Here is a 24,606-nt window from a genome sequence, read left to right as displayed (position 1 = left end):
TCTACGCCGGGTACCGTGTCTTATCGGGTGTTTGAAAACCATTCTATTTGGGTTCAAAAAGACACAGTTGGAGGCAACTGTGTCCAGGCTGTCCCTCGTGAGCAAGGCTAGTGCCTGCACTCGTCGCGGCCGGCCTGACCGACCAATAAAATGTATCCAGTTGTCACAAAGCCCTGCCTGAAATGTCTTGGCCTTCCTTGAACCCGGCGGCTGGCGTCGCCCCAAGATCACGGTTACTATTCAAACAATTATTTGAAACAATAAAATAAACCTTGTGCTCGTCCCTGCCCCGAGAACCGCCTGAGCGTCCCACAAAGCGCCCGGGACGGAGGCTCCTGCCGGGTCAAGCCGGCCGGCGCGATCAGCGATGACAGACACGATTGCTCACGAAGGCTTCATCTCCCTGCAAGGCATCGCCAAGCGTTATCGCCTCGCCGAGCAAACCCTCACCATTCTCGACAATGTCTCGCTGTCCATCGAGGCCGGTGAAAGCTGTGCCATTCTCGGCGCTTCCGGCTCGGGCAAAAGCACCCTGCTCAATATCCTCGGGTTGCTCGACCTGCCCGACAGCGGCCACTATCGTTTTGCCGGCCATGACATCTTCCGCTCCAGCCCCGACCAGTTGGCGGCGATCCGCAACCGGCAGATCGGCTTCGTCTTCCAGAGTTTCAACCTGCTGGCGCGCCTCAGCGCCCTGGACAATGTCGCCCTGCCCCTGAGTTATCGCGGTGTCCCCCGTGGCGAGTCACTGACCCGGGCCATGGCCATGCTCGAACAGGTCGGCCTGGAGGCGCGCGCGCACCATCGCCCCGCCGACCTCTCCGGCGGCCAGCGCCAACGGGTGGCGATTGCCCGGGCGCTGGTGGGGGAACCTTCGGTGATCCTCGCCGACGAACCCACCGGCAACCTCGACAGCAGCACCGCCCGGGAAATCATGGACCTGTTGCTGGAGCTCAATCGCGTCCGCCAGGTCACGCTGATCATCGTCACCCACGACCCGCAGATCGCCCAACGCCTGGGGCGGCAGATCCGGGTGCACAACGGCGTGATACGCGAGGCCTGCCCGGCATGAGCGTGCGGGTCGAACAAAGTGCCAGCCAGTTGCTCCACGAGGCCTTTGTCAGCCTGAGGACCTTGGGTAAACGCTCGCTCCTGGCCTTGCTGGGGATTGTCATCGGCAGTTCATCGGTGATCGCCCTGATCAATATCGGCCACAACGCGGCCCAGGAAGCCTCGGCGATCTTCAAGGACATGGGCACCGATACGTTGTCGGTGCAGTTTCCCGGCAATGCCGATGTGCGCACGCCGATGCCGGCAACCCTCGATGTGTCGTCGTTGAACACGGCGTTGCCAGGCCTGCTGGAGATCGCCCCGATCACCCTGTCCAGCGCCGCGGTGGTGTTTCACGGCCGGACCAGCAACGCCAATCTGGTGGGCAGCACCGCCCAGTTGATGGGGGCCATGCGCCTGCAACTGGATGAAGGACGCTTTATCTCCGACTTCGATCACGGCGAAACCTATGTCGTGGTCGGGCACAAGATCGCCCAGGCCTTGAGCAAACCCGGCGACCCGCTGCGCCTGGGCGAACGCATCCGCATCAATGACTACCTGTTCCAGGTGATCGGCATCGCCCGCAGCCAACCGCCGGCCATCCTGATTCCGGTGCAGGCCGACGACTCGCTGTTTCTCCCCCTTGAAGGCCTGGGGCGAATCATGAGCGACCCGCAGATCAGCCATCTCATCGTGCGGGTGGCCCCCGGCCAGGACACCAATCAAGTCGCCGATGCCCTGACCCAGGCCTTGAAACAGCGCCTCAGGGGCCGCCAGGTCGAGGTCCAGGTACCGCAACAGATGATTGACGGCATGACCCGGCAAAGCCGGACCTTCGGCTACCTGCTGATGGCCCTGGGCGGCATTTCCCTGGTCGGCGGCGGTGTCGGGGTGATGAATGTGATGCTGATGAACGTCTCCGAGCGCCGTCGGGAGATCGGCGTGCGCATGGCGCTGGGCGCGCGGCGCAAGGACATCCGTAATCTGTTTCTGCTGGAGGCGGTCACCCTGACCGCCGTCGGTGCTTTATCCGGTGCGCTGCTGGGCATGGCCGCAGCCTACCTGTATGCGCGGATGTCCGGCTGGCAATTTTCCCTGGCGGTGCTGTCGCTGCCATTGGGGGTCGGCAGTACCCTGCTGGTGGGCCTGTTCTTCGGCCTTTATCCGGCGATTTCGGCATCACGACTGCAACCGGTGGAGGCCTTGCGCGATGAATAGACCCTGGCCATGGATGGCGCTGCTGCTCTGCCTCTCGTACGGCCCGGCCTTGGCCGGCGACGATCTGGTCGGCCAGCCGTCAGCCCCGAGTCTGCGGAGCAATCAGGCCCGTGGCGTATTGTTGAGCCAGCAGAACACCGACCTGACCCTGGGGGACGCGGTGTACCTGGGGTTGCGCAACAACCGCAGCATTCGCAGCGCCTACCTGCAACGGATCGCGCAGAAGTTCGACCTGCGGGTTTCCGAAGATGTATTCAATCCCAAGCTGTTGCTCAGTGGCACCTATCAGGCGAACCGGGGTTCCAAGGACAGCTCGCGCAATACCACCCTCTCGCCGACCACCAGCCTGCTCAGCGAGTACGGCACCCGCCTGAGCATGGCCTGGACCCAACAACTGACCAATGCCGACGTTGCCGGTCGTTATCGCAGCGACGGCCTCGACCTGGCAATTATCCAGCCGCTGCTGCGGGGCGCCGGTTGGGATGTGACCACCGCCCCACTGCGGGTAGCGCGGATCGCCGAGCAGGTCAACCGCCTGAGCCTCAAGTCCAATGTCGCGCAGACCATCAGCGACATCATCACCTCCTACCGGGAAGTGCTCAGGTCCCAGGAACAACTGACCATTACCCAGGACGCGCTCAAGCGCGCCCGTGCCCTGCTCGACGTGAACAAGGCGCTGATCGCCGCGGGGCGCATGGCCGAGTTCGAAATCGTCCAGACCGAGGCCGATATCGCCACCCAGGAATTGGGCGTCGAGGAAGCCCGCAACCAGGTGGATATCAATCGCCTGTCGTTATTGCGCCTGCTGGCCCTCGACCTGTCCACGCCGATCCGCGCCACCGAGGCGCTGGAAGCCAACCGGGTCAACATCGACAAGCAGGACGCCTTTCGCGTGGCCCAGGTCCAGCAGCCGGACTACCTGGCGTCCTTGCTCGGCAGCCAGCAGGCCGACCTGAACCTGGTGATCGCCAAGGACCAGAGCCGTTGGGATGTGTCGCTGATCGCCGGGGCCAACCAGATTCGCGATCGCACCGACAATGACCTCGGCAACGTCGGCAGCCGCCGTTGGGACAGCTACGCCGGCGTGCAGGTGCAGATCCCCATCGGCGACCTCAGTACCCGCCAGGCCGAAGTGCATGCCCGGATCGATGTCGAGAATCAGCAGATCACGCTCGCCGATGCCAAGCAGGCGCTGGAGCGCAGCGTCAATGACGTGGTGCGCGACCTCGGCACCCGCTGGCGGCAATACGAGATCGCCCAGCGCGCCGTCGACCTTTCCCGGCGCAAGCTGGATATCGAGCGGGAAAAGCTCAGTGCCGGGCGCTCCAGCAACTTTCAGGTCCTGAGCTATGAAGGCGACCTGCGTAACGCCGAAAACGCCCGACTCAACGCCCTGATTGCCTATTTGAACGCCCAGACCCAGTTGGATCTGACCCTGGGCATGACTCTGGAGAGCTGGGACATTGCGCTCAATGACTACTGACACAACGACCCGCCGCAAACGCTGGTTGCAAGGCGGCGCACTGGGGCTGGTGGTCGTCGTCGCCGCCACGGTGATCGGCTATCGCGCCCCGGCTGCCGATCAGCCGAAGAACGGCCAGTGGATCCCGGTGCAGACCGCGCCGCTGGTCCACCAGATCGGCCTGGTGGGCAAGATCGAGCCGCAGAAAACCATCACCCTTACCGCGCCCTTCGACGGAAATGTGCGCGCCGTGCTGGTGGAACAGGGACAGCGGGTCGAGTCCGGGCAGACACTGGTGCAGATGGACCCGGCGCTGCTGGAAATCCAGCTGCGCGACGCCTTGTCCGCCCAGCTCAAGGCACGCCGCGCCGTCCAGGAATTGCAGGATTGGAACAACAGCCAGCAGGTGGCCCGCGCCCGGCGCTCGCTCAGGGCGGTGGAAATGACCGTCGGCAACAACGAGCGCAAGCTGCGCGAAAGCCAGACCCTGCTCCAGCGCGGCATCATCGCCCGCGGCGAGCTGGACGACCTGCAGCAGCAACTGCAAACCCAGCGCCTGGATCTGGCGGCGGCCCAGGGTGATCTGCGACAGGCCCTGGACCAGGGCAAGGGCGAATATCGCCAGATCGCCGATATGGAATTGACCAATACCACGGTCAAGTACGAAGCCTTGCGCACCCTGCTTGAGGGAAAGAATGTGTTGGCACCGTTTGCCGGTATCGTCGTGCCGGCTCCGGGGGCGTCCGGCCCGCAAGGCTCGACAGCCAGCAGCGCCGGGCCGGTGCAGAACGGCAGCCGGGTCACCCAGGGGCAGGTCTTGTTCGGCCTGGCCAATATCGAGCAGCTGAAGATCGTCAGCAAGGTCTCGGAGCTGGACATCAACCAACTGCATCAAGGTCAGAGCGTCGAGATCCTGGGAGACGGTTTCGACGGTGTGCGCCTCGACGGCGCCGTCGATATCGTCAGCAGCCTGGCGCTGCCCAGCGATGCGCCCGGCGGCGGCGCACAATTCCCGGTGACGCTCTCGGTGCCGAAACTGAGCAAGGAGCAGTTGCAACGGGTCCGGCTGGGCATGAGTGCCCGGCTGACTATCATCACCTACCGCAACGAGCAGGCGATCGTGCTGCCGCCCGCGGCGCTCCAGCATGTCGATAACGGCCTTGAGGTGGAATACCGCGAGGCGGTGGGTCAGCCGGTCAAGCGCGTGGCGGTCACCACCGGCCAGGCGACACCGGAAGGCGTCGAGGTGTTCGGTTTACAACCCGGGTTTGTGCGGCTGTTGGAGTGACGTGCTGACGACGGAGGGCAATGGGCAACATGGGTTAAAACGTCCCGCTCTTTCCGATGAAGCTTCCTGTTGCTCAAGGCCGTTTTACCTACAAGAAGAGCGGCTTTCTAGAAAGCTCCTACGCATATATACGTAAATATGACGGCTATTAAAATCCGCTCATAACTAGCACCCGGCTAAGTCTGCTTTAGACTAAAAAGGTCGAGCTTTTTACCCTCTGTTCTCCTTACGCAGTGCGCCTATTCTGTAGAGAACCCGTCATGTCCAATGAAGATTGCGACCCATTACCGCCCTCCGCCATCAAGGCGAACACCCGGGGCACCCTCGGGCCAGGTCCCGGCAACGGTGCCGCGCCGAACTCGGGGCCCCCTTTGAGCAAGTTGATGGCACTGCGCGATGCCTTGGTCGCACTCAAGGGGCCGTTGTACGACGAGCCCGGCTTTCGGCAAGTGATTGAAAGCGTGCTGCTTAACAATGAGGTCCATGAGCGGGTATTGGGCAAGCGGGTTGGCGGCTTCAGCTCGCCCCTACCCCTGCAACGGCGCTTTGAGATCTACCCCCAGGGCCTGGGCGAAAGCCTTGACCAGCGGGCTGCGCGTCGTGTTGTGGCGCAGGATCAGATTGAAGGGAGTGCAATAGCTGACCCGCTCCGGCATCAAGGCCCGCAATAAGCCTTTGGCCACCAACGGGGCGGCATAGTGCTGCGGCAGGAAGCCAAGAAAACGCCCGGTCCGGACCAGCATCGCCACAGCCTCCACCTGGGACGCCGAGGCGGAAAAGCTGTCGTAGGTGACAAAGTCGAGTTTGTCGCGATGGATGGCATAACGGTGGTTGACGAACGGGTACTCACGCAGCACTTCGACACTGCTGAGCGCGTCTTCCGAGTCGAACAGCGGGTGTCCGACACCACAGTAAGCCTCGGCCCGCTCCTCATAGAGCGTGAAATAATCAAACTCTTCTCTTTTTTGATAAACCGGTACTATGCCCGCAATATAACGACCTTCTACAACCCCTCGCTCCACTTCATCCAACTGTGCCGCGTGCAGGCGAAATCTTACTTTCGGTGACTCATCGTGAATCTTGCGCAGCGCGGCAACTAACGGAGAATTAAGGTCGGAAATAGTATTGTCCACGACGCCTACACTCAAGTCGCCGATCAGTTCGTTCTGGGCCGAACTAAGTCGGTCGCGAAAGTTGTCGACCGAGGCAAACAAATCAATTGATGCCTGGTACACCAGACTGCCCTCTTCGGTCAGGCAAAAACCCTCTCGTCCACGGGTACACAGGCGCATGCCAATGCGGATTTCCAAGTCGGAAATCTGCTTGCTGATGGCGGCCAGCCCCACATTCAGCTCATTCTGAGCCGCGCTGAAGCCCCCGGCCTCGACCACCGCCTTGAACACTTTGAGTAATTTGAAGTCCAGTCCACTGAGTGCCAAGGGCGCTCGCTGTCCAGGTTTCGGCGCCGGGTTTCCAGAATTGGAAAGCTGGGTTTCCATCATGCTTATTGACCTCGAACCACATATTCAACAGGCTTAGCTCCACAAGAAAAACGTCGCCGGTCGATAATAATGAACACAGAAAACCAGGCTTGGCAACCACCGATATTTTTTGCAAATCAGCCACAAGTCGCTGATTGCAAGCGTTTAAAAGCCATTCTTTTGTACTTGTAGGTGTCCACGAGCGGCGTCTACAAGGATTCGTAATCTGCCCTCCTGATAGTGCATGACCCTGCCCCTCCCCGGACGGTTGGCGGCGGTCCTGTATTGAATCGATCATTTGCTGGAGGAAAACAACAATGGCTCAAGCCACCGACCGTCTCTGGGGCGCCCGTTTCAAGAGCGGCCCATCCGCCGCCCTGGCCGCCCTCTCCCGCTGCCCGGATGGTTATTTCCGCCTCACCCCCTATGACCTCGCCGGTTCCCGGGCCCATGCCCACGAATTGCAGCGGGCCGGCCTGCTCGACGAGCAGGAAACACTGAGTATGGTCGAGGCCCTGGACACCATCGGCGAGGATTTCCGCGCCGGCCGTGTCACCCCGACCCTCGACGACGAGGACGTGCACACCTTTATCGAGCGCCTGCTGACCGAGCGCCTCGGCGCCCTGGGCGGCAAGCTGCGCGCCGGGCGTTCGCGCAACGACCAGACCGCCAATGACCTGCGCCTGTTCCTGCGTGACCATGTACGCACCCTGGCGGTGGAAGTCCTGGCCCTGCAACAGGCGCTGGTCGACCAGGCCGAGCAGCATGTGCAGAGTATCTGCCCCGGCTTCACCCACTTGCAGCAGGCCCAGCCGATCGTGTTTGCCCATCACCTGCTGGCCCACGCCCAGGCGATGTTGCGGGATGTCCAGCGGCTGGTGGACTGGGATGCCCGTACCTCGCTGTCGCCCTTGGGCGCGGCGGCCATGGCCGGCTCTGCCATCGCTCGCCAGCCGCAGCAATCGGCGCGGGAAATGGGTTACAGCGGCGTCTGTGAAAACTCCATCGATGCAGTGGCCAGCCGTGACCATGTCGCTGAGTTCCTGTTCGTCGCCAGCATGCTCGGGATCAATATCTCGCGCCTGGCCGAAGAGTTCTGCCTGTGGTCGTCCCGGCAGTTCCGCTGGGTGGTGCTGGACGATGCCTACGCCACCGGCAGTTCGATCATGCCGCAGAAGAAAAACCCGGATATCGCCGAGCTGGCGCGGGGCAAGGCCGGCCGCCTGATCGGCAACCTGACCGGGCTGCTGTCGACCCTCAAATCCTTGCCGCTGTCCTATAACCGTGACCTGAGCGAAGACAAGAACGGCGTGCTCGACAGCGTCGACACCCTGTTGCTGGTGCTGCCGGCCATGGCCGGGATGGTCGCGACCATGACCGTCAACGTCGAGGAATTGCGGCGCCAGGCGCCCCTGGGTTTCACCCTGGCCACCGAAGTCGCCGACTGGCTGGCGATGCGCGGCGTGCCGTTCAAGGAAGCCCATGAAATCACCGGCGCGCTGGTCAAGGCCTGCGAAGCCGGCGACCTGGAACTGTGGGAAGCGAGCCCGGCGCTGCTGGCCGAGATCGATCCACGCCTGACCCCGCAAGTGCGTGACTGCCTGACCCTGGAAGCCGCCATTGCCGCCCGTAGCGGTTGGGGCGGAACGGCGCCTGAGCGAGTTCGCGAGCAGATCGCCCGGTTGAAAATCGCACTCGAAGCACAGCATCAATGGGCTGCCGAATACGCCGGCCTGCGTGTGTAGCAAGGCTTAGAAAACACCGCCCCCCTGTAGGAGCAGGGCTTGCCCGCGAAGCTTTTGGCGGCCTTGATGGCCCCTTCGCTGCGATGCGGCGGCCCGACAAGCCAGGCTCCTACAGGACGGTGTAACCAGAAACAACGGCGGCGCCCCGGCGCCGCATACGGAGAAACACCATGAGCCAATCCCAGGCAGAACGCTTGCTCGCCGAGCGCAAACTGGCCGAGAACCAGTTCGATATCACCCAGTACGAACACGTACCGCGGCGCTATTACGGACGTATTTTCTTCGCCACCCTGATCGTCGTCGCCCTGGTCGGGCTGGTCCGGGCCTTTGCCCAGGGCCAGATCGAATGGTCCTATATCGGCCAGTTCCTGACCGCCAAGGCGATTCTCACCGGGCTGCTGAACACCATTATCATGGCGATCCTGGCCATGGCCCTGGGCGTGGTATTCGGGGTGATCACGGCGATCATGCGCATGTCGGCCAACCCGATCCTGCGCTATGTGGCGATCACCTACACCTGGCTGTTCCGTGGCACGCCGCTGATCCTGCAACTGCTGCTGTGGTTCAACCTGGCGCTGATCTTCCCGACCATCGGGATTCCCGGAGTATTCCAGCTCGATACCGTCAGCCTGATGACGCCTTTTGTCGCCGCGCTGCTGGGCCTGTCGATCAACCAGGGCGCCTATACCGCCGAAGTAGTTCGCGCCGGCCTGCTGTCGGTGGACACCGGCCAGTATGAAGCCGCCAAGTCCATCGGCATGCCGCAACTGCAAGCCCTGCGCCGGATCATCCTGCCCCAGGCCATGCGCATCATCATCCCGCCAGTGGGCAACGAGTTTATCGGCATGGTCAAGATGACCAGCCTGGCGAGCGTGATCCAGTACTCGGAACTGCTCTACAACGCCCAGAACATCTACTACGCCAACGCCCGAGTCATGGAGCTGCTGATCGTCGCCGGGATCTGGTACCTGGTCGCCGTCACCGTGCTGTCCTTCGGCCAGAGTCGCCTGGAACGGCGTTTTGCCCGTGGCGCCGGCAAGCGCTCGTAAGTGTCCAGGAGAATTCGAACATGAGAAGCATCATCAAGGCTGTCGGCCTGAACAAATACTACGACTCGTTCCACGCCCTCAAGGACATCAATATCGAAGTCGAGCAAGGCGAAGTGCTGTGCATCATCGGTCCTTCGGGTTCCGGCAAGAGCACCCTGCTGCGCTGCGTCAACCAGTTGGAAAAGATCGACAAGGGTGGCTTGTGGGTCGACGGCGAACTGGTCGGTTACCGGATCGCCGGCAACAAGCTGCATGAACTCAATGAAGCGCAGATCGCCCGCCAGCGGCTGGCCACCGGCATGGTGTTCCAGCGCTTCAACCTGTTTCCGCACATGACCGTGCTGGAAAACATCATCGAAGGCCCGGTCCAGGTGCTCAAGCGTTCGCCCAAGGAGTCGGTCGAGGAAGCCCTTGAGTTACTGGCCCGGGTCGGCCTGGCGCACAAGCGCGACAGCTATCCCATCGAGCTGTCCGGTGGCCAGCAGCAACGGGTGGCCATCGCCCGGGCCCTGGCGATGCGGCCCAAGCTGATGCTGTTCGATGAACCCACTTCGGCACTCGACCCGGAATTGGTCGCAGAGGTGCTGTCGGTGATGCGCGACCTGGCGCAGACCGGCATGACCATGATCGTCGTCACCCATGAGCTGGGCTTCGCGCGCGAAGTCTCGAACCGCATGGTGTTCATGGATGGCGGCCAGATCGTGGAGGAAGGAAGCCCCGAAGAACTTCTAATAAGTCCACAAAACCCGCGCACCCAAAGCTTCATTTCTGCCGTTCGAACCTAGGTTCCCTGAGCCTTCACAACATTCATAAGAGAACGACCATGAAGAATTTCGTCATTCCCGCAGTACTCGCCGGCCTCATGGCTTCCAGCTTTACCTGGGCCGCCGAATTGCCCGCCAGCATCAAGGCCAAGGGCGAGATCGTCGCCGCGATCATGCCCAACTACCCGCCGATGGATTTCAAGGACCCGGCCAGCAACGAACTCACCGGTGTCGACTTCGACCTGGGCAATGCCCTGGCGCAGCATATGGGCGTGAAAATGAAGTGGCAGGAAACCTCCTTCGAACAGATGATCAACGCCCTGACCACCAAGCGCGTGGACATCGTGCTCTCGGGCATGACCGATACCGCCGAGCGCCAGAAAGCAGTGGACTTCGTCGATTACTTCACCAGTGGTTCGCAGTTCTACACCCTGGAGAAGAACAAGGACATCAACGAGATGACCGATATCTGCGGCAAGACCGCCGGTACCAGCCGTCGCACCACCTTCCCGGCGGAAATCGCTGCCTGGAGCAGCGCACACTGCCCGGCTGACAAACAGATCAAGGTGATCGGCACCGAAGGTTCGGCCGACGCCCGCGCACAGCTGCGCCAGAGCCGTATCAACGTCGCCGTGCAAGGCAGCGAGACCCTGCCGTACCTCGCGAACCAGGAGAAAAACACCTTCAAGATCATCGGCACGCCGATGGTGGTGCAGTTCACCGGGATTGGTGTGAGCAAGGAAAACCAGGAACTGCGGGACGCTATCCAGGCGGCCCTGCAAAGCATGATCGCCGACGGCAGCTACCAGGCCATCCTGAAGAAATGGGACCTGTCGGTGGGTGCCGTCGATAACATCGCCGTGAACAAGGGCCAGTAAACAGGAGCTGTCACTCATGTCCTCGACCCCGACCTGGCCGGATGGGCACAAAGCCTGCCTGGCCCTGGCGTTCGACCTCGACGGCCCCACCGGCGATGCCATGCTCGATGGCTCGATCTGGCACAAGCCCGAGTACTTCGGTTTTGGCGGCTACGGCCCGTATCGGGCGTTGCCGCGGATTCTCGACCTGCTCGACGAGTTCCGCCTGCCGACCACCTTCTTCGTCCCGGCCTGGGTCGTGGAAAACTGGCCGCGGCAATGCCAGGCGATTGTCGAACGCGGACATGAAGTGGCCTACCACGGCTACAAACACGAATCCTTTTACGCCCTGACGCTGGATCAGCAGCGGGACGTGATGAACAAATGCCGCGAGGTGTTCTGGCAACACCTGAACATCCGCGCCGAGGGCTTTCGCACCCCCTCCGGTGACTGGCGCGCGGAAACCCCGGCGATGCTGGTCGACGCCGGGGTGACCTATTCCAGTAGCATGCGCGGTGATGACCGGCCCTATCTGGTGCAGGTGCCAGGGCATGCGCAACCGCTGGTGGAAATTCCCGGCCGCTGGGAAATGGACGACTACGCCTCCATCGCCTACACTCGCGAACCGAATTTTCCGTCCGGGCTGGACCGCACGGCCAGCTATGAGCTGACCCTGGACAACTGGTGCCGGGAATTCGATGGCGCGGTTGACGAAGGGCTGTGCCTGACCACGCTGTTTCACCCCAAGATCACCGGCAAACCGGGCCGTATCCTGCTGCTGGAGCGGCTGTTCGAGCATATGCGCGAGCGCGATGACGTCTGGTTTGCCACCTGCCGCGATATCGCCCATTGGTGGCTGAAGGAGCATCATCATGGCTGAGTTGCAACGTCCCGCGTTCCAGAGTCCATGGCCGGCGCCGTATCGCTGCGCCGTAGTAATTACTATTGATTACAATGATATACACGGTATTCTTACCCAAGCACCTGAGGTCTCCGGGCGCGACAAAAGCCTGTCGGTCTGGCGCTATGGCAGCCAGCGCGGGGTCGAGCGCCTGCTCGGTTTATTCGAGGAACTGGGGGTACGCAGCAGTTGGTGCATCCCGGGCATCGTCGCCGAGGAACAGCCGGCGCATATCCGGGCGATCCGGGCCGGCGGCCATGAAATCGCCTGTGCCGGTTACAGGCATCAGAACTACGACACTCTGACCCTCGAGGAACAGAAGGCAGCGCTCGCACAAGGTTGCAAGGCCCTGGAGGCACTGACGGGAGAGCGACCCAAAGGCTTTCGGATTCCGGCCGGCAATTGGCTACCGGGTTTCACCGAGGCCCTGCATGACGAGGGTATCCTCTGGTCGTCCTCCTGGCGTGGCGACGACCTGCCCTTCGCCCATCCAACGGCACCGCAGGTTATCGAACTGCCGCTGCACTATGAGCTGGAGGACGAACCCTACTTCGCTTTCAACCTCAGCCCGGCGGTGCCACCGGCACAATCACGGATCGCTTCCTACAGCCATACCCTGGGCAACCTGCAGATGGACTTTGCCGGTTTCCATCGGTTCGGGTTGTGCTACGTCCTACGCCTGCACCCGGAAGTCATTGCCACGCCGGGGCGTATCGGTGTGCTGCGGGAGTTGCTCAAGGGGATCCAGAAACATGACGACGTGTGGATTGCCACGGGCGCCGAAGTGGCCCAGTGGTGGGACGACAACGGTCGCGCCATGACGGCGGACCATCCGGCGGCGGTCTATGAGCGCCACTACCGCAAGTATCTGCCGTGATGTTGCAGTGGTCCTGCCCGCGAAGCTTTTAGCGGTCTGACAGAGACGTTTCCAAAACAAGGATATAAGCACCACCGTGGCCACCTATTCCCTCGTTATCCGTCGGCTGATGATCTGCTCCGTGACCATCGTCGTCAGCCGTGCCATCACCAGTCCGCTGCTGACCCTGTTCCTCAGCAGGAAGCTCGGGCTGAACCAGCAGGATGTCGGCCTGCTGATGGGGATCGCGGTGTTTATCGCCACCCTGCTCTCGTTGTACGGCGGCTATATCATCGACCGTCTGGAAAAACGCCGGCTGATGATCCTCGCCATGCTCTCCAGCGGCATCGGTTTTACCCTGCTGACGTTCGCCCATGACCTGTACCTGACCACCCTGACCCTGGTGATGACCGAGACCGCGTCGGCGCTGTTTCTGATCGGTTCCAAGGCCATCATCAGCGAGAACCTGCCCATCGACCAGCGGGCCAAGGTCTTTTCCCTGCGCTACACCCTGACCAATATCGGTTACGCCACCGGCCCGATGCTGGGCGTGGTGATCGCCGGGGTGCAACCCTTGGCGCCGTTCCTGATGGCCGCCGGTATCGCCTTTGGCAGTATTTTCCTGATGTTCGGCATCACCCCGACCGCCCAGGCCCAGATCGGCAAGCCCCCCAGTTTCATCAAGACCCTGGTGACGCTGCGCAATGATCGGACGCTGATCCTGTTTACCTGCGGCAGCTTGCTGAGCACCATCGTCCATGGCCGCTTCACGCTGTACCTCTCGCAGTTCCTGCTGGTGACCCACAGCAGCCAGGATGCCCTGACCACCTTGTCGGCGATCCTGGCCTGCAACGCCATCAGCGTAATCCTGCTGCAGTACCAGATCGGCCGCTTTCTCAAGCGTGAGCAGTTGCGCTACTGGATCGCCATCGGCACCAGCTTGTTTATCGTCGGGTTGATCGGCTTCAGTTTTGCGCAGAACCTGATGACCTGGTGCGCGGCCATGTTCATCTTCACCCTGGGGGAGATGATCATTTATCCGTCGGAATATCTGTTCGTCGACACCATCGCCCCGGAGGATCTGCGGGGCAGTTACCTCGGCGCGCAGAACCTGGCGGCCCTGGGCGGTGCATTGAGTCCGGTGATCTGCGGTTATCTGCTGATCCATGCGGCGCCAGGGACGATGTTTTATGCCTTGAGCGGGCTCACGGCGATTGGTGGCAGCCTGTGTTTCCTGGCGGGACGCGGTGTGCGCTCATTGCAGAAATGAGGCCGGGTGCGGTTTCTTCAGATAAAGGTTTTGTGACTTTGAGGGCCTCTTCGCGGGCAAGCTCCGCTCCCACACAAGGTCTTTGTCGTATACAAAATCTGTGTTCGACGCACATTCTGTGTGGGAGCGGAGCTTGCCCGCGAAGGCGTCAATAAGACCGCCATCCAACCCAAGCCGAATACCGATCAGCGCTTGGCGCTCAAGTCGGTATTGCCATCCCAACCACCGCCCATCGCCGCGATCAACTGGACGCTGGCGATCAACCGGCTCTGCAGCAAGCTCAGCACGCTACGCTCGTTGGTCAACGCCGTGGTCTGCACCGTGACCACATCCAGGTAAGTGATCAGGCCCGCCTTGTACTGGTTGTCGGTCAAACGCAGGGATTCCCGGGCCGCTTCCAGCGCCTGGGCCCGCACCGTCGCCTCGTCTTCCATGACCTTGAGCTGGACCATATAGTTTTCCACTTCACGGAATCCATCCAGCACGGTCTGGCGGTACTTGGCCACGGTCTGGTCATACACCGCTTCGGTCCGGTCCACTTCCGCCGAGCGCTGACCACCGTCGAACAAGGTGGTCGCCAGTTTCGGGCCCACTGACCAGAAACGGTTCGGCAGGCTGATCCAGTTCTCAAAGGTACTGCTGCTGTAACCACCGGACAGGCTCAGGGTGAAGTCCGGATAATAAGCCGCCTTCGCCACGCCGATATTGGCGTTGGCCGCGATCACCGAGCGCTCCGCCGAAGCGATGTCCGGACGCCGCTCCAGCAGTTGCGACGGCACCCCCAGCGGAATCGCCGGCAAGGCCGGAACACTGTTGGTGGCCGCCAGCTGGAATTGCGCCGGGGGCAGGCCGATCATGACGGCAATGGCGTTTTCGAACTGGGCCCGTTGCCAGATCAGGTCGATCAGGTCGCCCTGGGCGCTCTTGAGCTGGGTCTGCGCCTGGGCGATCGCCGCTTTCCCGGAAACGCCAAATCGGTATTGGCTTTCGGTATTTTTCAACGAGCGCTCGTAGGCCTGCACCGTGGCTTCAAGCAGGCGCTTCTGTTCGTCGATCACCCGCAGTTGCAGGTAGTTCTGCACCAGACTCGACTGTTGGCTCAGGCGCATGGCCGCGAGGTCGGCAAAACTTGCCTGGGCACTGGCGTCGTTGGCTTCCAGGCCTCGGCGCAGCTTGCCCCAGACATCCGCCTCCCAACTCACCCCGAGTTGGGCGTTATAGGTGTCGACAATCCCGCTGGATGAACGGCTCAGGCTCGAGTTGCTGCTACCGGTGCCCTGGCTGGAGCGAGTTTTCCCGGCACTCAGGTCGACACTCGGAAAGAACGCCCCCCGGGCGCTCTTGACCAACGCCAGGGCCTGGCGGTACTGGGCTTCGGACTGCGCCACGGTCTGGTTGGCGCTGTTGAGTTTTTCCACCAGGCCATTGAGCGTCGGGTCGCCATACAGCTCCCACCAGGCACCACGGGCCAGCGAGTCGCTGGGCTGCGCCTGACGCCAGCCGCTGGCTTCCTTGTATTGCGCCGGCGCGGCGGTGTCCGGACGCTTGTAGTCCGGGCCCACGGCGCAGGCGCTGAGCAGCAGCCCGCACAAGGCCAGGCTCAGCAGGCGTGAGCCACGGATGGTCTCCAGGCGCTGGGCGGCCAGAGGCATTTTGCATTGCGATTGGTCAGTCATAGCGGAACTTCCAGAGCACCATCGGTGCGTACACCACGCCACTTGTTGAAGCGGTGGCGCAAACGGTCGAGATAAAGGTAAACCACCGGGGTGGTGTAGAGCGTCAGGATCTGGCTGAAGATCAACCCGCCGATAATGGTCAACCCCAGGGGCTGGCGCATTTCCGCGCCTTCGGCACTGCTCAGCAGCAACGGCAGGGCACCGAGGATCGCCGCCAGGGTGGTCATCAGGATCGGCCGCAGGCGCAGCAGGCAGGCCTGGCGAATCGACTCCAGCGGGTCCAGGCCCGAATGACGCTCCAGTTGCAGCGCCAGGTCGATCATCAGGATCGCATTCTTTTTCACCACGCCGATCAACAGGAACAACCCCAGCAGCGAGATCAGGCTGAACTCGCCGCCCAGCAGGTAGATGCTGAGCAAGGCACCGACCCCGGCCGACGGCAGTGTGGAAAGGATGGTCAGCGGATGGATGTAGCTCTCATAGAGAATGCCCAATACCAGATACACCGCCACCAGCGCGCCAAGGATCATGAACGGCTGGCTTTTCTGGGTCGCGGCAAAGGCGTCGCTGGTGCCGGCCATCTTGGCGATCACCGCTTCCGGCAAACCGAGCTTGGCGACGGCCCGCTCGATAGCGGCAGTGCCCTGCTCCACCGTGACGCCGGGAGCCATGTCGAACGACAGGCTTTGCGAGGCGAACTGCCCCTCGTGGTCGACCCGGTCGTCCTGCAGGCTGTTCTCGTAATGGGCGATGGCCGAGAGCGGAATGCGCTGGCCGCTGGAGCCGATCACCTTGACCTGATTGAGGGTTTCCGGCGACTGGGCGTATTTCGGGTTGATCTCCATCACCACTTCATACTGGTTCAGGGTGTCATAGATGGTGGAGATCTGCCGCTGGCTATAGGCATTGTTGAGCACCGTGGTCACCGTGTTCATATCCACGCCCATGCGTTTGGCGGTATCGCGGTCGACCACCAAGGTGGTCTGCGGAGCGCCACGACCTTCCCGAGCATCGATGGCGGTCAGCTCCGGCAAGGCCTTGAGGGCCGCGACCACTTTCGGATACCACTCGCGCAGGGCAGCCAGATCGTCGCTTTGCAGGATGTAGGAGTACTGCGCGGTTTGTTGTTCACGACCGCCACCGAACTGCAGGTCCTGGTCGGCCATCAGCATCAGCCGAGCGCCGGCTACCTTGGGCATTTCGTCGCGCAGGCGCTCGATGATCTTCTGCGCCGAGACGTTGCGCTCCTTGATCGGTTTGAGACGCACCAGCATCAAGGCGTTGTTGGTACCGTTGTTACCACCGATAAAGCCGGCCACGCTTTGTACCGCCGGATCGGCCAGTACCGCCTTGCGGAAGATTTCCATCTTCGGCTGCATATTGCCGAACGACATGCCGTCGTCGCCCCGCACAAAACCTATCAGTTGCCCGGTGTCCTGTTGCGGCAGGAAGGTTTTGGGCACCACCACGTACAGGGCAATATTCACCCCGATGGTGACGAACAGGCTGAGCAAGGTCAGGCGCTTGTGCCGCAGGACCCAGTCGAGGCTGACGGCATAGGCCGCGATCATGCGTTCGTTGGCCTTTTCGCTCCAGCGTTGCAGGCGGGTCGGTTCGCCTTGCTGGTGTGGCTTGAGCCAGCGCGCGCAGAGCATCGGCGTCAGGGTCAGGGAGACCACCAGCGAGACCAGGATGGCGGCCGCCAGGGTGATGGAAAACTCGCGAAACAGGTTGCCGATGATCCCGCCGATAAACAGGATCGAGAGAAACACCACCACCAGCGACAGGTTCATCGACAGCAAGGTGAAGCCGACTTCCTTGGCCCCCAGGTACGCGGCCTTCATCGGTGGAATGCCATCGTCGATATGCCGGGAAATGTTCTCCAGTACCACGATGGCATCGTCCACCACCAGCCCGGTGGCCAGGATCAGGGCCATCAGCGACAGGTTGTTCAAGGAGAAGCCGTAGAGGTACATAACCGCAAAGGTGCCGACCAGCGACACCGGCACCGCCAGGGTCGGAATCAACGAGGCGCGGAAGTTGCCGAGGAACAGATACACCACCAGCACCACCAGGGCCACGGCGATCAGCAGGGTCATCTCGGCTTCGTGGAGCGTGGCCTTGATCACCGGCGAGCGGTCCATCGCCAGGTTCAGCTTGACGCTGGCCGGCAAGACCGCCTGCAAAGTCGGCAGTTGCGCCTTGATCTCGTTCACCGTCTCGATGATGTTGGCGCCGGCCTGGCGGTTGATCACCAGCAGGACCGCCTCGTCATTGTTGAAGAACCCGGCGTTGTAACGGTCCTCGACGCTGTCGCTGATCTTCGCCACATCCCCCAGGCGCAGGGCCGCGCCGTTCTGGTAGTGGATGATCAGCGGTTCATAGTCCTTGGCCTTTTCCAACTGGTCGTTGGCCTGTATCTGCCAGTTGCGGCCGGCATCCTCGAGCGAACCCTTGGGCCGGCGCACGTTGGCGTTGGCAATGGCGGTCCGGACATCGTCCAGGGCCACGCCGTACTGGTTGAGCGCCTGGGGTTCGAGTTCGATGCGCACCGCCGGCAGCGAACTGCCGCCGATCTGCACCTCGCCCACGCCCGGGACCTGGGACAGGCTCTGGGACAGGATGGTCGAGGCCAGGTCGTAGAGCTGGCCCTTCTGCAACTGGTCGGAGGTCAGCGACAGCACCATGATCGGCGCCTGGGACGGGTTGACCTTCTTGTAGGTGGGCATGCTGCGCATGCCGCTGGGCAGCAGGTTGCGCGAGGCATTGATGGCCGCCTGGACCTCCCGCGCCGCGCCGTTGATATCGCGGTTGAGGTCGAACTGCAGGATCACCCGGGTCGAACCCTGGCTGGACCGGCTGCTCATGGTGTTGACGCCGGGAATCACGCCGAAGGAGCGTTCCAGCGGCGTGGCCACGGTGGAGGCCATGACTTCCGGGCTGGCACCCGGCAGGCTGGCCTGGACCACGATCACCGGAAAGTCCATTTGCGGCAGCGGCGAAACCGGTAACAGGCCGAAACTCACAGCGCCCAGCAGGACAATCGCCAGGCTCAGCAGCATGGTCGCTACCGGCCGGCGAATAAAAGGTCCCGACAGGTTCATGTTTCCACCTGCTCAAGACGGCTCGGATGCCGCCCCCAGCGCCGTCCGAGGCGATCGAAGTACAGGTAGATCACCGGGGTGGTGAACAACGTCAGTACCTGGCTGACCAGCAGGCCGCCAACCATCACCAGGCCCAGGGGCTGACGCAGTTCGGCACCGGAACCGGTGGCGAGCATCAACGGAATGGCGCCGAACAGCGCCGCCAGGGTGGTCATCAGGATCGGCCGGAAACGCAGCAGCGCCGCCTGGTAGATCGCCTGCTCCGGCAACATGCCCTGGTTGCGCTCGGCGTCGAGGGCGAAGTCGATCATCATGATCGCGTTCTTCTTGACGATACCGATCAGCAGGATGATCCCGATAATGGCGATCATGCCCAGGTCGTTGCCTGTCAGAATCAACGCCAGCAAGGCCCCGACCGCCGCCGAGGGCAAGGTCGAGAGGATGGTTACCGGGTGGATATAACTCTCGTAGAGCACCCCGAGCACGATGTACATGGTCACCACCGCCGCCAGGATCAGCAGCAAGGTGCTCGACAGCGAGGCCTGGAAGGCTTCGGCCGCGCCCTGGAACTGGGTCTGCACGCCCACCGGCATGCCGATCTCCTGCTTGACCTGGTCGATAACCTCCACCGCCTGCCCCAGCGCCACGCCCGGCGCCAGGTTGAACGACATCATCACCGCCGGGAACTGGCCGATATGGGAGATGGCCAACTGCGCCTGGCGCTCCTCGACACGGGCCAGGCTGGACAGGCGCACCTGTCCGCCGCTGGTGGTCTTGACGTGGATCTGCTCCAGCGCCTGCGGTCCGATCTTCTCCCCCGCCTGGGCTTGCAGCACCACGCGGTACTGGCTGGCCTGGGTGTAGATGGTGGAAATCTGCCGCTGGCCGAAACCGTCATACAGTGCATCGGTGATATCCGACACCGCCACGCCAAGGCGTGAAGCGGCGTCCCGGTCGATTACCAGGAAGACCTGCAGGCCCTTGTCCTGCAAGTCGCTGGCGACATCGGTCAGTTCCGGGCGCTGGGCCAGGGCGTCCACCAGCTTGCCGCTCCACTCGGCCAGCAGGTCGGGGTCCGGCGAGGACATACTGAACTGGTACTGGGTGCGGCTGACCCGATCCTCGATGGTCAGGTCCTGCACCGGCTGCAGGTACAGTCGGATCCCCGACAGTTTGTCGACTTCCGGCTGCAGGCGGTTGATGATCTGCGTGGCGGTCTCGCGGCGCTGGTGGCGCGGCTTGAGGTTGATCAGGAAGCGGCCGCTGTTGAGCGTGGCGTTGTCGCCGTCCACGCCGATATACGACGACAGGCTTTCCACATCCGGATCGGTGAGGATGACCTTGGCAAGCTCCTGTTGGCGCTGGCTCATGGAGGCAAAGGATACCGACTGCGGTGCTTCGGAAATCCCCTGGATCACCCCGGTGTCCTGCACCGGGAAGAAGCCCTTGGGCACCATCATGTAAAGGAACACGGTCAGCGCCAGGGTGCCGACCGCCACCAGCAAGGTCAGCGACTGGTGCTTGAGCACCCACTGCAACTTGCGGCCGTAGGCCTCGATCAACCAGTCGATCCAGGCGCCGCTGGCACGGTAGAAGCGGCCCTGTTCTTCGGGTTTCGGCTCGCGCTTGAGCAAGCGCGCGCACATCATCGGCGTGAGGGTCAGGGACACCACCAGGGAAATCAGGATCGCCACCGCCAGGGTGATGGCGAACTCGCGGAACAGCCGCCCGACCACATCGGCCATGAACAACAGCGGGATCAGTACCGCGATCAGCGACAGCGTCAGCGAGATCAGGGTGAAGCCGATCTGCTTGGCGCCCTTGAGCGCCGCCTGCATCGGACTGTCGCCCTCCTCGATGAAACGCGAGATATTTTCCAGCATGACGATGGCGTCGTCGACCACGAAGCCGGTGGCGATGGTCAGGGCCATCAGGGTCAGGTTGTTGACCGAAAAGCCCGCCAGATACATCACGCCGAAGGTGCCGATCAGCGACAGCGGCACGGCCACCGAGGGAATGATGGTGGCGCTGGCCCGGCGCAGGAACAGGAAGGTCACCATCACCACCAGGGCGATGGAGATCAGCAATTCATGCTGGACGTCGCTGACCGACGCACGGATGGTCTGGGTGCGGTCGGTCAGTACCTTGACCTCGATACCCGCCGGCAGGTTGTCGGTAATGCTCGGCAGCAAGGCCTTGATCCGGTCCACCACCTCGATCACGTTGGCCCCGGGCTGGCGCTGGATATTCAGCAGCACGGCCTGGTTTTCGTTGGCCCAGGCGGCGAGACGCTCGTTCTCGGCGCCATCGACGATCTGCGCCACATCCTTGAGCCGCAGCGGCGCGCCGTTCTTGTAGGCGAGGATCAGTTCGGCGTATTCCTTGGGCGAACGCAACTGGTCGTTGGCGTCGAGCATCGACACCCGGGTCGGGCCGTCGAAGTTGCCCTTGGGCTGGTTGACGTTGGAGGCGCCGATCAGGGTGCGCACATCCGACAGGTTCAGGCTGTTGGCCGCCAGGGCTTCGGGATTGACCTTGATCCTTACCGCCTGGCGCTGGCCGCCGGCAATGCTGACCATGCCGACGCCGCTGATCTGGGCGATTTTTTGCGCCATGCGGGTGTCGACCAGGTCATTGAGCTTGGGCAACAGCATGGTTTTCGAGGTGATAGCCAGGGTCAGCACCGGGGTATCCGCCGGGTTGACCTTGTTGTACACCGGCGGTGCCGGCAAATCCTTGGGCAGCAGGTTGGTGGCGGCATTGATCGCCGCCTGGACCTGCTGCTCGGCGACATCCATATTGATGTCGAGGTTGAAACGCAGGGTCAGGATCGAGGCCCCGCCGGAACTGGTGGAGGCCATCTGGGTCAGCCCGGGCATCTGCCCGAACTGGCGCTCCAGGGGCGCGGTGACCGCGCTGGTCATCACGTCGGGACTGGCGCCCGGGTAGAGGGTCATCACCCGGATGGTCGGATAGTCGACCTGGGGCAGCGCCGACACCGGCAGCAACCGATAGGCGATCAGGCCGGCCAGGATAATGGCCAGCATGCTCAGGGTGGTCGCTACCGGGCGGAGAATAAACAGCCGCGAGAGATTCATGCGCCGACCTTTTTCGCCTTGTCGGCTTCAGCCGGTGCCTTGGCCGCCGCGCCGTCCTTCAACTGCCCGGCGGGCGCCTTGGGCACGTCCTGGGCGTCATTGACCACCTCCACTTCGCCGCCATCCTTCAAGCGGTCGGTGCCTTCCAGGACCACCCGATCACCGGCGGCCAGGCCATCCTTGATCACCGTGACATTGCCGTCGCTGGCGCCGACCTTCAGCGGCCGGATCTTGACCTTCTTGTCGCCGTCCATGACATAGACGAAGGTGCCGTCGTTGCCGAACTGGATCGCCGCGCTCGGCGCCAGCACCACGTTTTTCAGGGTATCGGCGAGCAGGTGCACATTGACGAACTGGTTGGGGAACAGGCTCTGCTCGCGGTTATCGTAAAGGGCCTTGAACTTGAGGGTGCCAGTGGTGATGTCGATCTGGTTGTCGATGCTCTGCAATACACCGCTGGCCTGTTGTTTCACATCGCCACGGTCCCAGGCTTCGGCGGGCAACTTCGCCCCGCCATGGAAGCGCGTGAGCACGGTGTCGAGGTTGTTTTCCGGCAAAGTGAAGGCGACGCTGATCGGCTGGGTCTGAGTGATGATCACCAGTATCTGGCTGTCGTTCGCCGCCAGCAGGTTGCCGACGTCCAGTTGGCGCAGGCCCAGGCGCCCGGAAATCGGCGCGCGGATCTTGGTGAAGTCCAGGTTCAGCTTGGCGGCATCGACCGCCCCTTGGTTGGCCTTGACCGTCCCCTGGTACTGCAGCACCGTGGCCTCGGCGGTGTCCAGGGTCTGCTTGGCGATACTGTCTTCGGCGAACAGCCCGCGATAGCGCTGCACATCCACCTGGGCGTTCTTCAATTGCGCCTGGCTTTGCAGGAGGGTGCCCTGGGCCTGGAGCAAGGCGCTTTCGTAGTTGCGCGGATCGATCTCGGCCAGCACATCACCGGCCTTGACCATCTGGCCGTCCTGGAAGTGAATCTTGACCAGTTGCCCGGCGACTTGCGTACGCACGTTGACCGTGTTGAGGGCCGTCACCGTCCCCAGGGCTTTGTAGTACACCGGGAAGTCTCCCACCGTCGCCGGTGCTACCCGCACGGGCACAGGGCCGGCGGACGCCCCGAAGCCCGGACGCGCCATGCCCGACTTGCCCGTGTGCGCGACGGACTTGGCTTGTGTGCCCTTGTGATGCGCGCCTGACGGCCAGAAATGCCAGCACAGTGCGCCAATAATCAACAGGACCAACAGGCCGAACAGCCAACGACGAGAAGTATGAGAAGCAGAAGATTGCATGGAGTGATCAACCATTTGTGCGCGAGAACTTCTTTTGGGGAGGCTGCAAGATAAGCACTGAATTGTTTCAGGCAAAGCGCCTTTACCGGCAATTTACCTTGGAATGACCTTCGTCAGTGTCCAGTAAGACACTGAAGCACAAATAAAAACGGCCTGGACAGGGTCAGGCCGTGAATAATTGTAAACCACTTGTTTCAGGGCCGTTTATTTCAGGACCGCGAGTGCCGCGTCGTAATCGGGTTCTTGGCCGATATCTGCCACTAATTCGCTATGCAACACCTCGTCGTGCGCGTCGAGAACCACAACCGCACGGGTAGTCAGGCCTGCGAGAGGACCGTCGGCGATTTCCACGCCGTAGTCACGCATGAACTCGCGGCCGCGCAAGGTGGACAGGTTGACGACCTGGTCCAGACCTTCTGCGCCGCAGAAACGTGCCTGGGCAAATGGCAGGTCAGCCGAGATGCACAGCACCACGGTGTTTTCCAACTGGTTGGCGCGCTCGTTGAACTGGCGCACGGACTTGGCGCAGGTCGGAGTGTCGACACTGGGGAAGATATTCAACACCTTGCGCTGGCCGGCAAGGCTGGCAAGGGTGATATCGGAGAGGTCCTTGGCCACCAGGGAAAACGCGGGAGCCTGGGAGCCGGGTAGCGGTAATTGTCCGTTGATCTGGACCGTTACGCCCCTGCGGGTGACTTGAGCCATGTGTTTGCCTCCTTGTAAACACGAAATCCTACCTTGAAGCGGGCTTTCCTAGATAGCAATGTCATCTTTAGCCCTGCTATTACCGGCTTACAAAATCGGCGTTTTACCGCTAACTATCGTCGAACTCAATAAATATGGGAGTCGGCCTGCTGGCGATAGCAGTCTCGCCTTCACCGCAAACCGACTCCCTGCCATTACTTCAGAACAGCCAGGGCCGCTTCGTAGTTAGGCTCTTCGGCAATTTCCTTGACCAGTTCGCTGTGCAGCACGTTGTCGTTCTCGTCCAGCACGACGACGGCGCGAGCGGTCAAGCCGGCCAGCGGGCCGTCGGCGATTTCAACGCCGTAGTCCTTAATGAACTCACGGCCACGCAGGGTCGACAGGTTCAGGACGTTTTCCAGGCCTTCGGCGCCGCAGAAGCGTGCCTGGGCGAACGGCAGGTCAGCCGAGATGCACAGCACCACGGTGTTGGCCACGTCGTTGGCCTGGGCGTTGAACTTGCGCACGGAGGTCGCACAGGTCGGAGTATCGACGCTTGGGAAAATGTTCAGCACTTTGCGCTTGCCGGCAAAGCTGCCCAGCGTTACGTCAGCCAGACCTGCGCCCACCAGGGAGAATGCTGGAGCCTTGTCGCCGGCCTGCGGCAATTGACCGTTGACCTGAACCGGGCCGCCTTTGAGGGTGACTTGAGCCATGAACTGAATCCTTCTAAACGGTTTCGATAAGAAGGTCGGGGTTAAACATGAAAATGCCACCCGACCTATGGGGCAGATAAAGTGTCACAGGATTTGCGGCC

General features: G+C 62.1%; 18 protein-coding genes and 1 pseudogene. 12 read left to right on the top strand and 7 right to left on the bottom strand.

Annotated elements, in window-relative coordinates; all coding sequences use genetic code 11:
* Positions 1–367: 367 nt before the first annotated feature.
* From M5B42_RS17330 to M5B42_RS17310, 5 genes and pseudogenes are all read left to right on the top strand, one after another.
* Positions 368–1,072 carry an ABC transporter ATP-binding protein gene (locus M5B42_RS17330; RefSeq protein WP_152738973.1) on the top strand — a complete coding sequence of 235 codons (705 nt, stop codon included), beginning with the start codon at positions 368–370 and terminating at the stop codon, positions 1,070–1,072.
* Complete coding sequence (locus tag M5B42_RS17325) at positions 1,069–2,268, top strand: ABC transporter permease (protein ID WP_248746526.1); 1,200 nt, start codon at positions 1,069–1,071, stop codon at positions 2,266–2,268. Before M5B42_RS17330 ends, M5B42_RS17325 begins: the two co-directional genes overlap by 4 nt.
* A complete protein-coding gene (locus tag M5B42_RS17320; protein ID WP_248746525.1) occupies positions 2,261–3,751 on the top strand; it encodes a TolC family protein in 1,491 nt (496 codons plus the stop codon). The genes M5B42_RS17325 and M5B42_RS17320 overlap by 8 nt, the downstream gene beginning before the upstream one ends.
* A complete protein-coding gene (locus M5B42_RS17315) occupies positions 3,741–5,018 on the top strand; it encodes an HlyD family efflux transporter periplasmic adaptor subunit (RefSeq protein ID WP_248746524.1) in 1,278 nt (425 codons plus the stop codon). Before M5B42_RS17320 ends, M5B42_RS17315 begins: the two co-directional genes overlap by 11 nt.
* A gap of 365 nt (positions 5,019–5,383) precedes the next feature.
* A pseudogene (locus tag M5B42_RS17310) lies at positions 5,384–5,521 on the top strand (type VI secretion system contractile sheath small subunit); the annotation flags it as partial.
* Between the two features lie 24 nt (positions 5,522–5,545).
* On the opposite strand, the gene M5B42_RS17305 reads toward M5B42_RS17310, so the two are convergent.
* Positions 5,546–6,517 carry a LysR family transcriptional regulator gene (locus M5B42_RS17305; RefSeq protein WP_248746560.1) on the bottom strand — a complete coding sequence of 324 codons (972 nt, stop codon included), beginning with the start codon at positions 6,515–6,517 and terminating at the stop codon, positions 5,546–5,548.
* 299 nt (positions 6,518–6,816) lie between these two features.
* On the opposite strand from M5B42_RS17305, the gene argH reads away from it, so the two are divergent.
* The 7 genes from argH to M5B42_RS17270 all read left to right on the top strand — a co-directional run bounded on the left by argH (position 6,817) and on the right by M5B42_RS17270 (position 13,941).
* Positions 6,817–8,244 carry an argininosuccinate lyase gene (argH, locus tag M5B42_RS17300; RefSeq protein WP_248746523.1) on the top strand — a complete coding sequence of 476 codons (1,428 nt, stop codon included), beginning with the start codon at positions 6,817–6,819 and terminating at the stop codon, positions 8,242–8,244.
* A 170-nt stretch (positions 8,245–8,414) separates the two neighbouring features.
* Positions 8,415–9,293, top strand: a complete 879-nt coding sequence (locus tag M5B42_RS17295) for an amino acid ABC transporter permease (protein ID WP_100943153.1) — start codon at positions 8,415–8,417, stop codon at positions 9,291–9,293.
* A gap of 20 nt (positions 9,294–9,313) precedes the next feature.
* The gene (locus M5B42_RS17290; RefSeq protein WP_103494095.1) at positions 9,314–10,078 is read left to right on the top strand and encodes an amino acid ABC transporter ATP-binding protein; all 765 of its coding nucleotides are present in this window, start codon (positions 9,314–9,316) and stop codon (positions 10,076–10,078) included.
* Between the two features lie 38 nt (positions 10,079–10,116).
* Positions 10,117–10,935, top strand: a complete 819-nt coding sequence (locus M5B42_RS17285) for an ABC transporter substrate-binding protein (RefSeq protein ID WP_103494094.1) — start codon at positions 10,117–10,119, stop codon at positions 10,933–10,935.
* Between the two features lie 16 nt (positions 10,936–10,951).
* Complete coding sequence (locus M5B42_RS17280; protein WP_248746522.1) at positions 10,952–11,794, top strand: polysaccharide deacetylase; 843 nt, start codon at positions 10,952–10,954, stop codon at positions 11,792–11,794.
* Positions 11,787–12,692 (top strand): polysaccharide deacetylase, encoded by a 906-nt coding sequence (locus M5B42_RS17275; RefSeq protein ID WP_248746521.1) that lies wholly within the window; start codon positions 11,787–11,789, stop codon positions 12,690–12,692. The genes M5B42_RS17280 and M5B42_RS17275 overlap by 8 nt, the downstream gene beginning before the upstream one ends.
* Before the next feature lie 76 nt (positions 12,693–12,768).
* Complete coding sequence (locus tag M5B42_RS17270) at positions 12,769–13,941, top strand: MFS transporter (protein WP_177098975.1); 1,173 nt, start codon at positions 12,769–12,771, stop codon at positions 13,939–13,941.
* Positions 13,942–14,126: 185 nt separating this feature from the next.
* Here M5B42_RS17270 and M5B42_RS17265 read toward each other — a convergent pair whose 3' ends face one another.
* The 6 genes from M5B42_RS17265 to tpx (M5B42_RS17240) all read right to left on the bottom strand — a co-directional run bounded on the left by M5B42_RS17265 (position 14,127) and on the right by tpx (M5B42_RS17240) (position 24,505).
* Entirely contained in the window at positions 14,127–15,617 is a 1,491-nt protein-coding gene (locus tag M5B42_RS17265) for an efflux transporter outer membrane subunit (protein WP_283099787.1), read from the bottom strand.
* Positions 15,614–18,721: an efflux RND transporter permease subunit gene (locus M5B42_RS17260; protein ID WP_248746520.1), complete on the bottom strand. Its 3,108-nt coding sequence runs from the start codon at positions 18,719–18,721 to the stop codon at positions 15,614–15,616. The genes M5B42_RS17265 and M5B42_RS17260 overlap by 4 nt, the downstream gene beginning before the upstream one ends.
* A complete protein-coding gene (locus M5B42_RS17255; protein WP_103494088.1) occupies positions 18,718–21,819 on the bottom strand; it encodes an MdtB/MuxB family multidrug efflux RND transporter permease subunit in 3,102 nt (1,033 codons plus the stop codon). The genes M5B42_RS17260 and M5B42_RS17255 overlap by 4 nt, the downstream gene beginning before the upstream one ends.
* On the bottom strand, positions 21,816–23,120 hold the full coding sequence (locus M5B42_RS17250) for an MdtA/MuxA family multidrug efflux RND transporter periplasmic adaptor subunit (protein WP_248746519.1): 1,305 nt from the start codon (positions 23,118–23,120) through the stop codon (positions 21,816–21,818). Before M5B42_RS17250 ends, M5B42_RS17255 begins: the two co-directional genes overlap by 4 nt.
* 189 nt (positions 23,121–23,309) lie before the next feature.
* A complete protein-coding gene (gene tpx / locus M5B42_RS17245) occupies positions 23,310–23,810 on the bottom strand; it encodes a thiol peroxidase (protein ID WP_248746518.1) in 501 nt (166 codons plus the stop codon).
* 194 nt (positions 23,811–24,004) lie between these two features.
* Positions 24,005–24,505, bottom strand: coding sequence for a thiol peroxidase (gene tpx, locus M5B42_RS17240; protein WP_100943143.1), 501 nt, complete (start codon positions 24,503–24,505; stop codon positions 24,005–24,007).
* Positions 24,506–24,606: the final 101 nt, after the last annotated feature.

Origin of the sequence: Pseudomonas sp. MWU12-2037 (genome assembly GCF_023242345.1) — a bacterium.
Lineage (GTDB): Bacteria > Pseudomonadota > Gammaproteobacteria > Pseudomonadales > Pseudomonadaceae > Aquipseudomonas > Aquipseudomonas gingeri_D.
The sequence above is the reverse complement of the archived record's forward strand: the minus strand, read 5'-3'. Positions and strand labels throughout refer to the sequence as shown.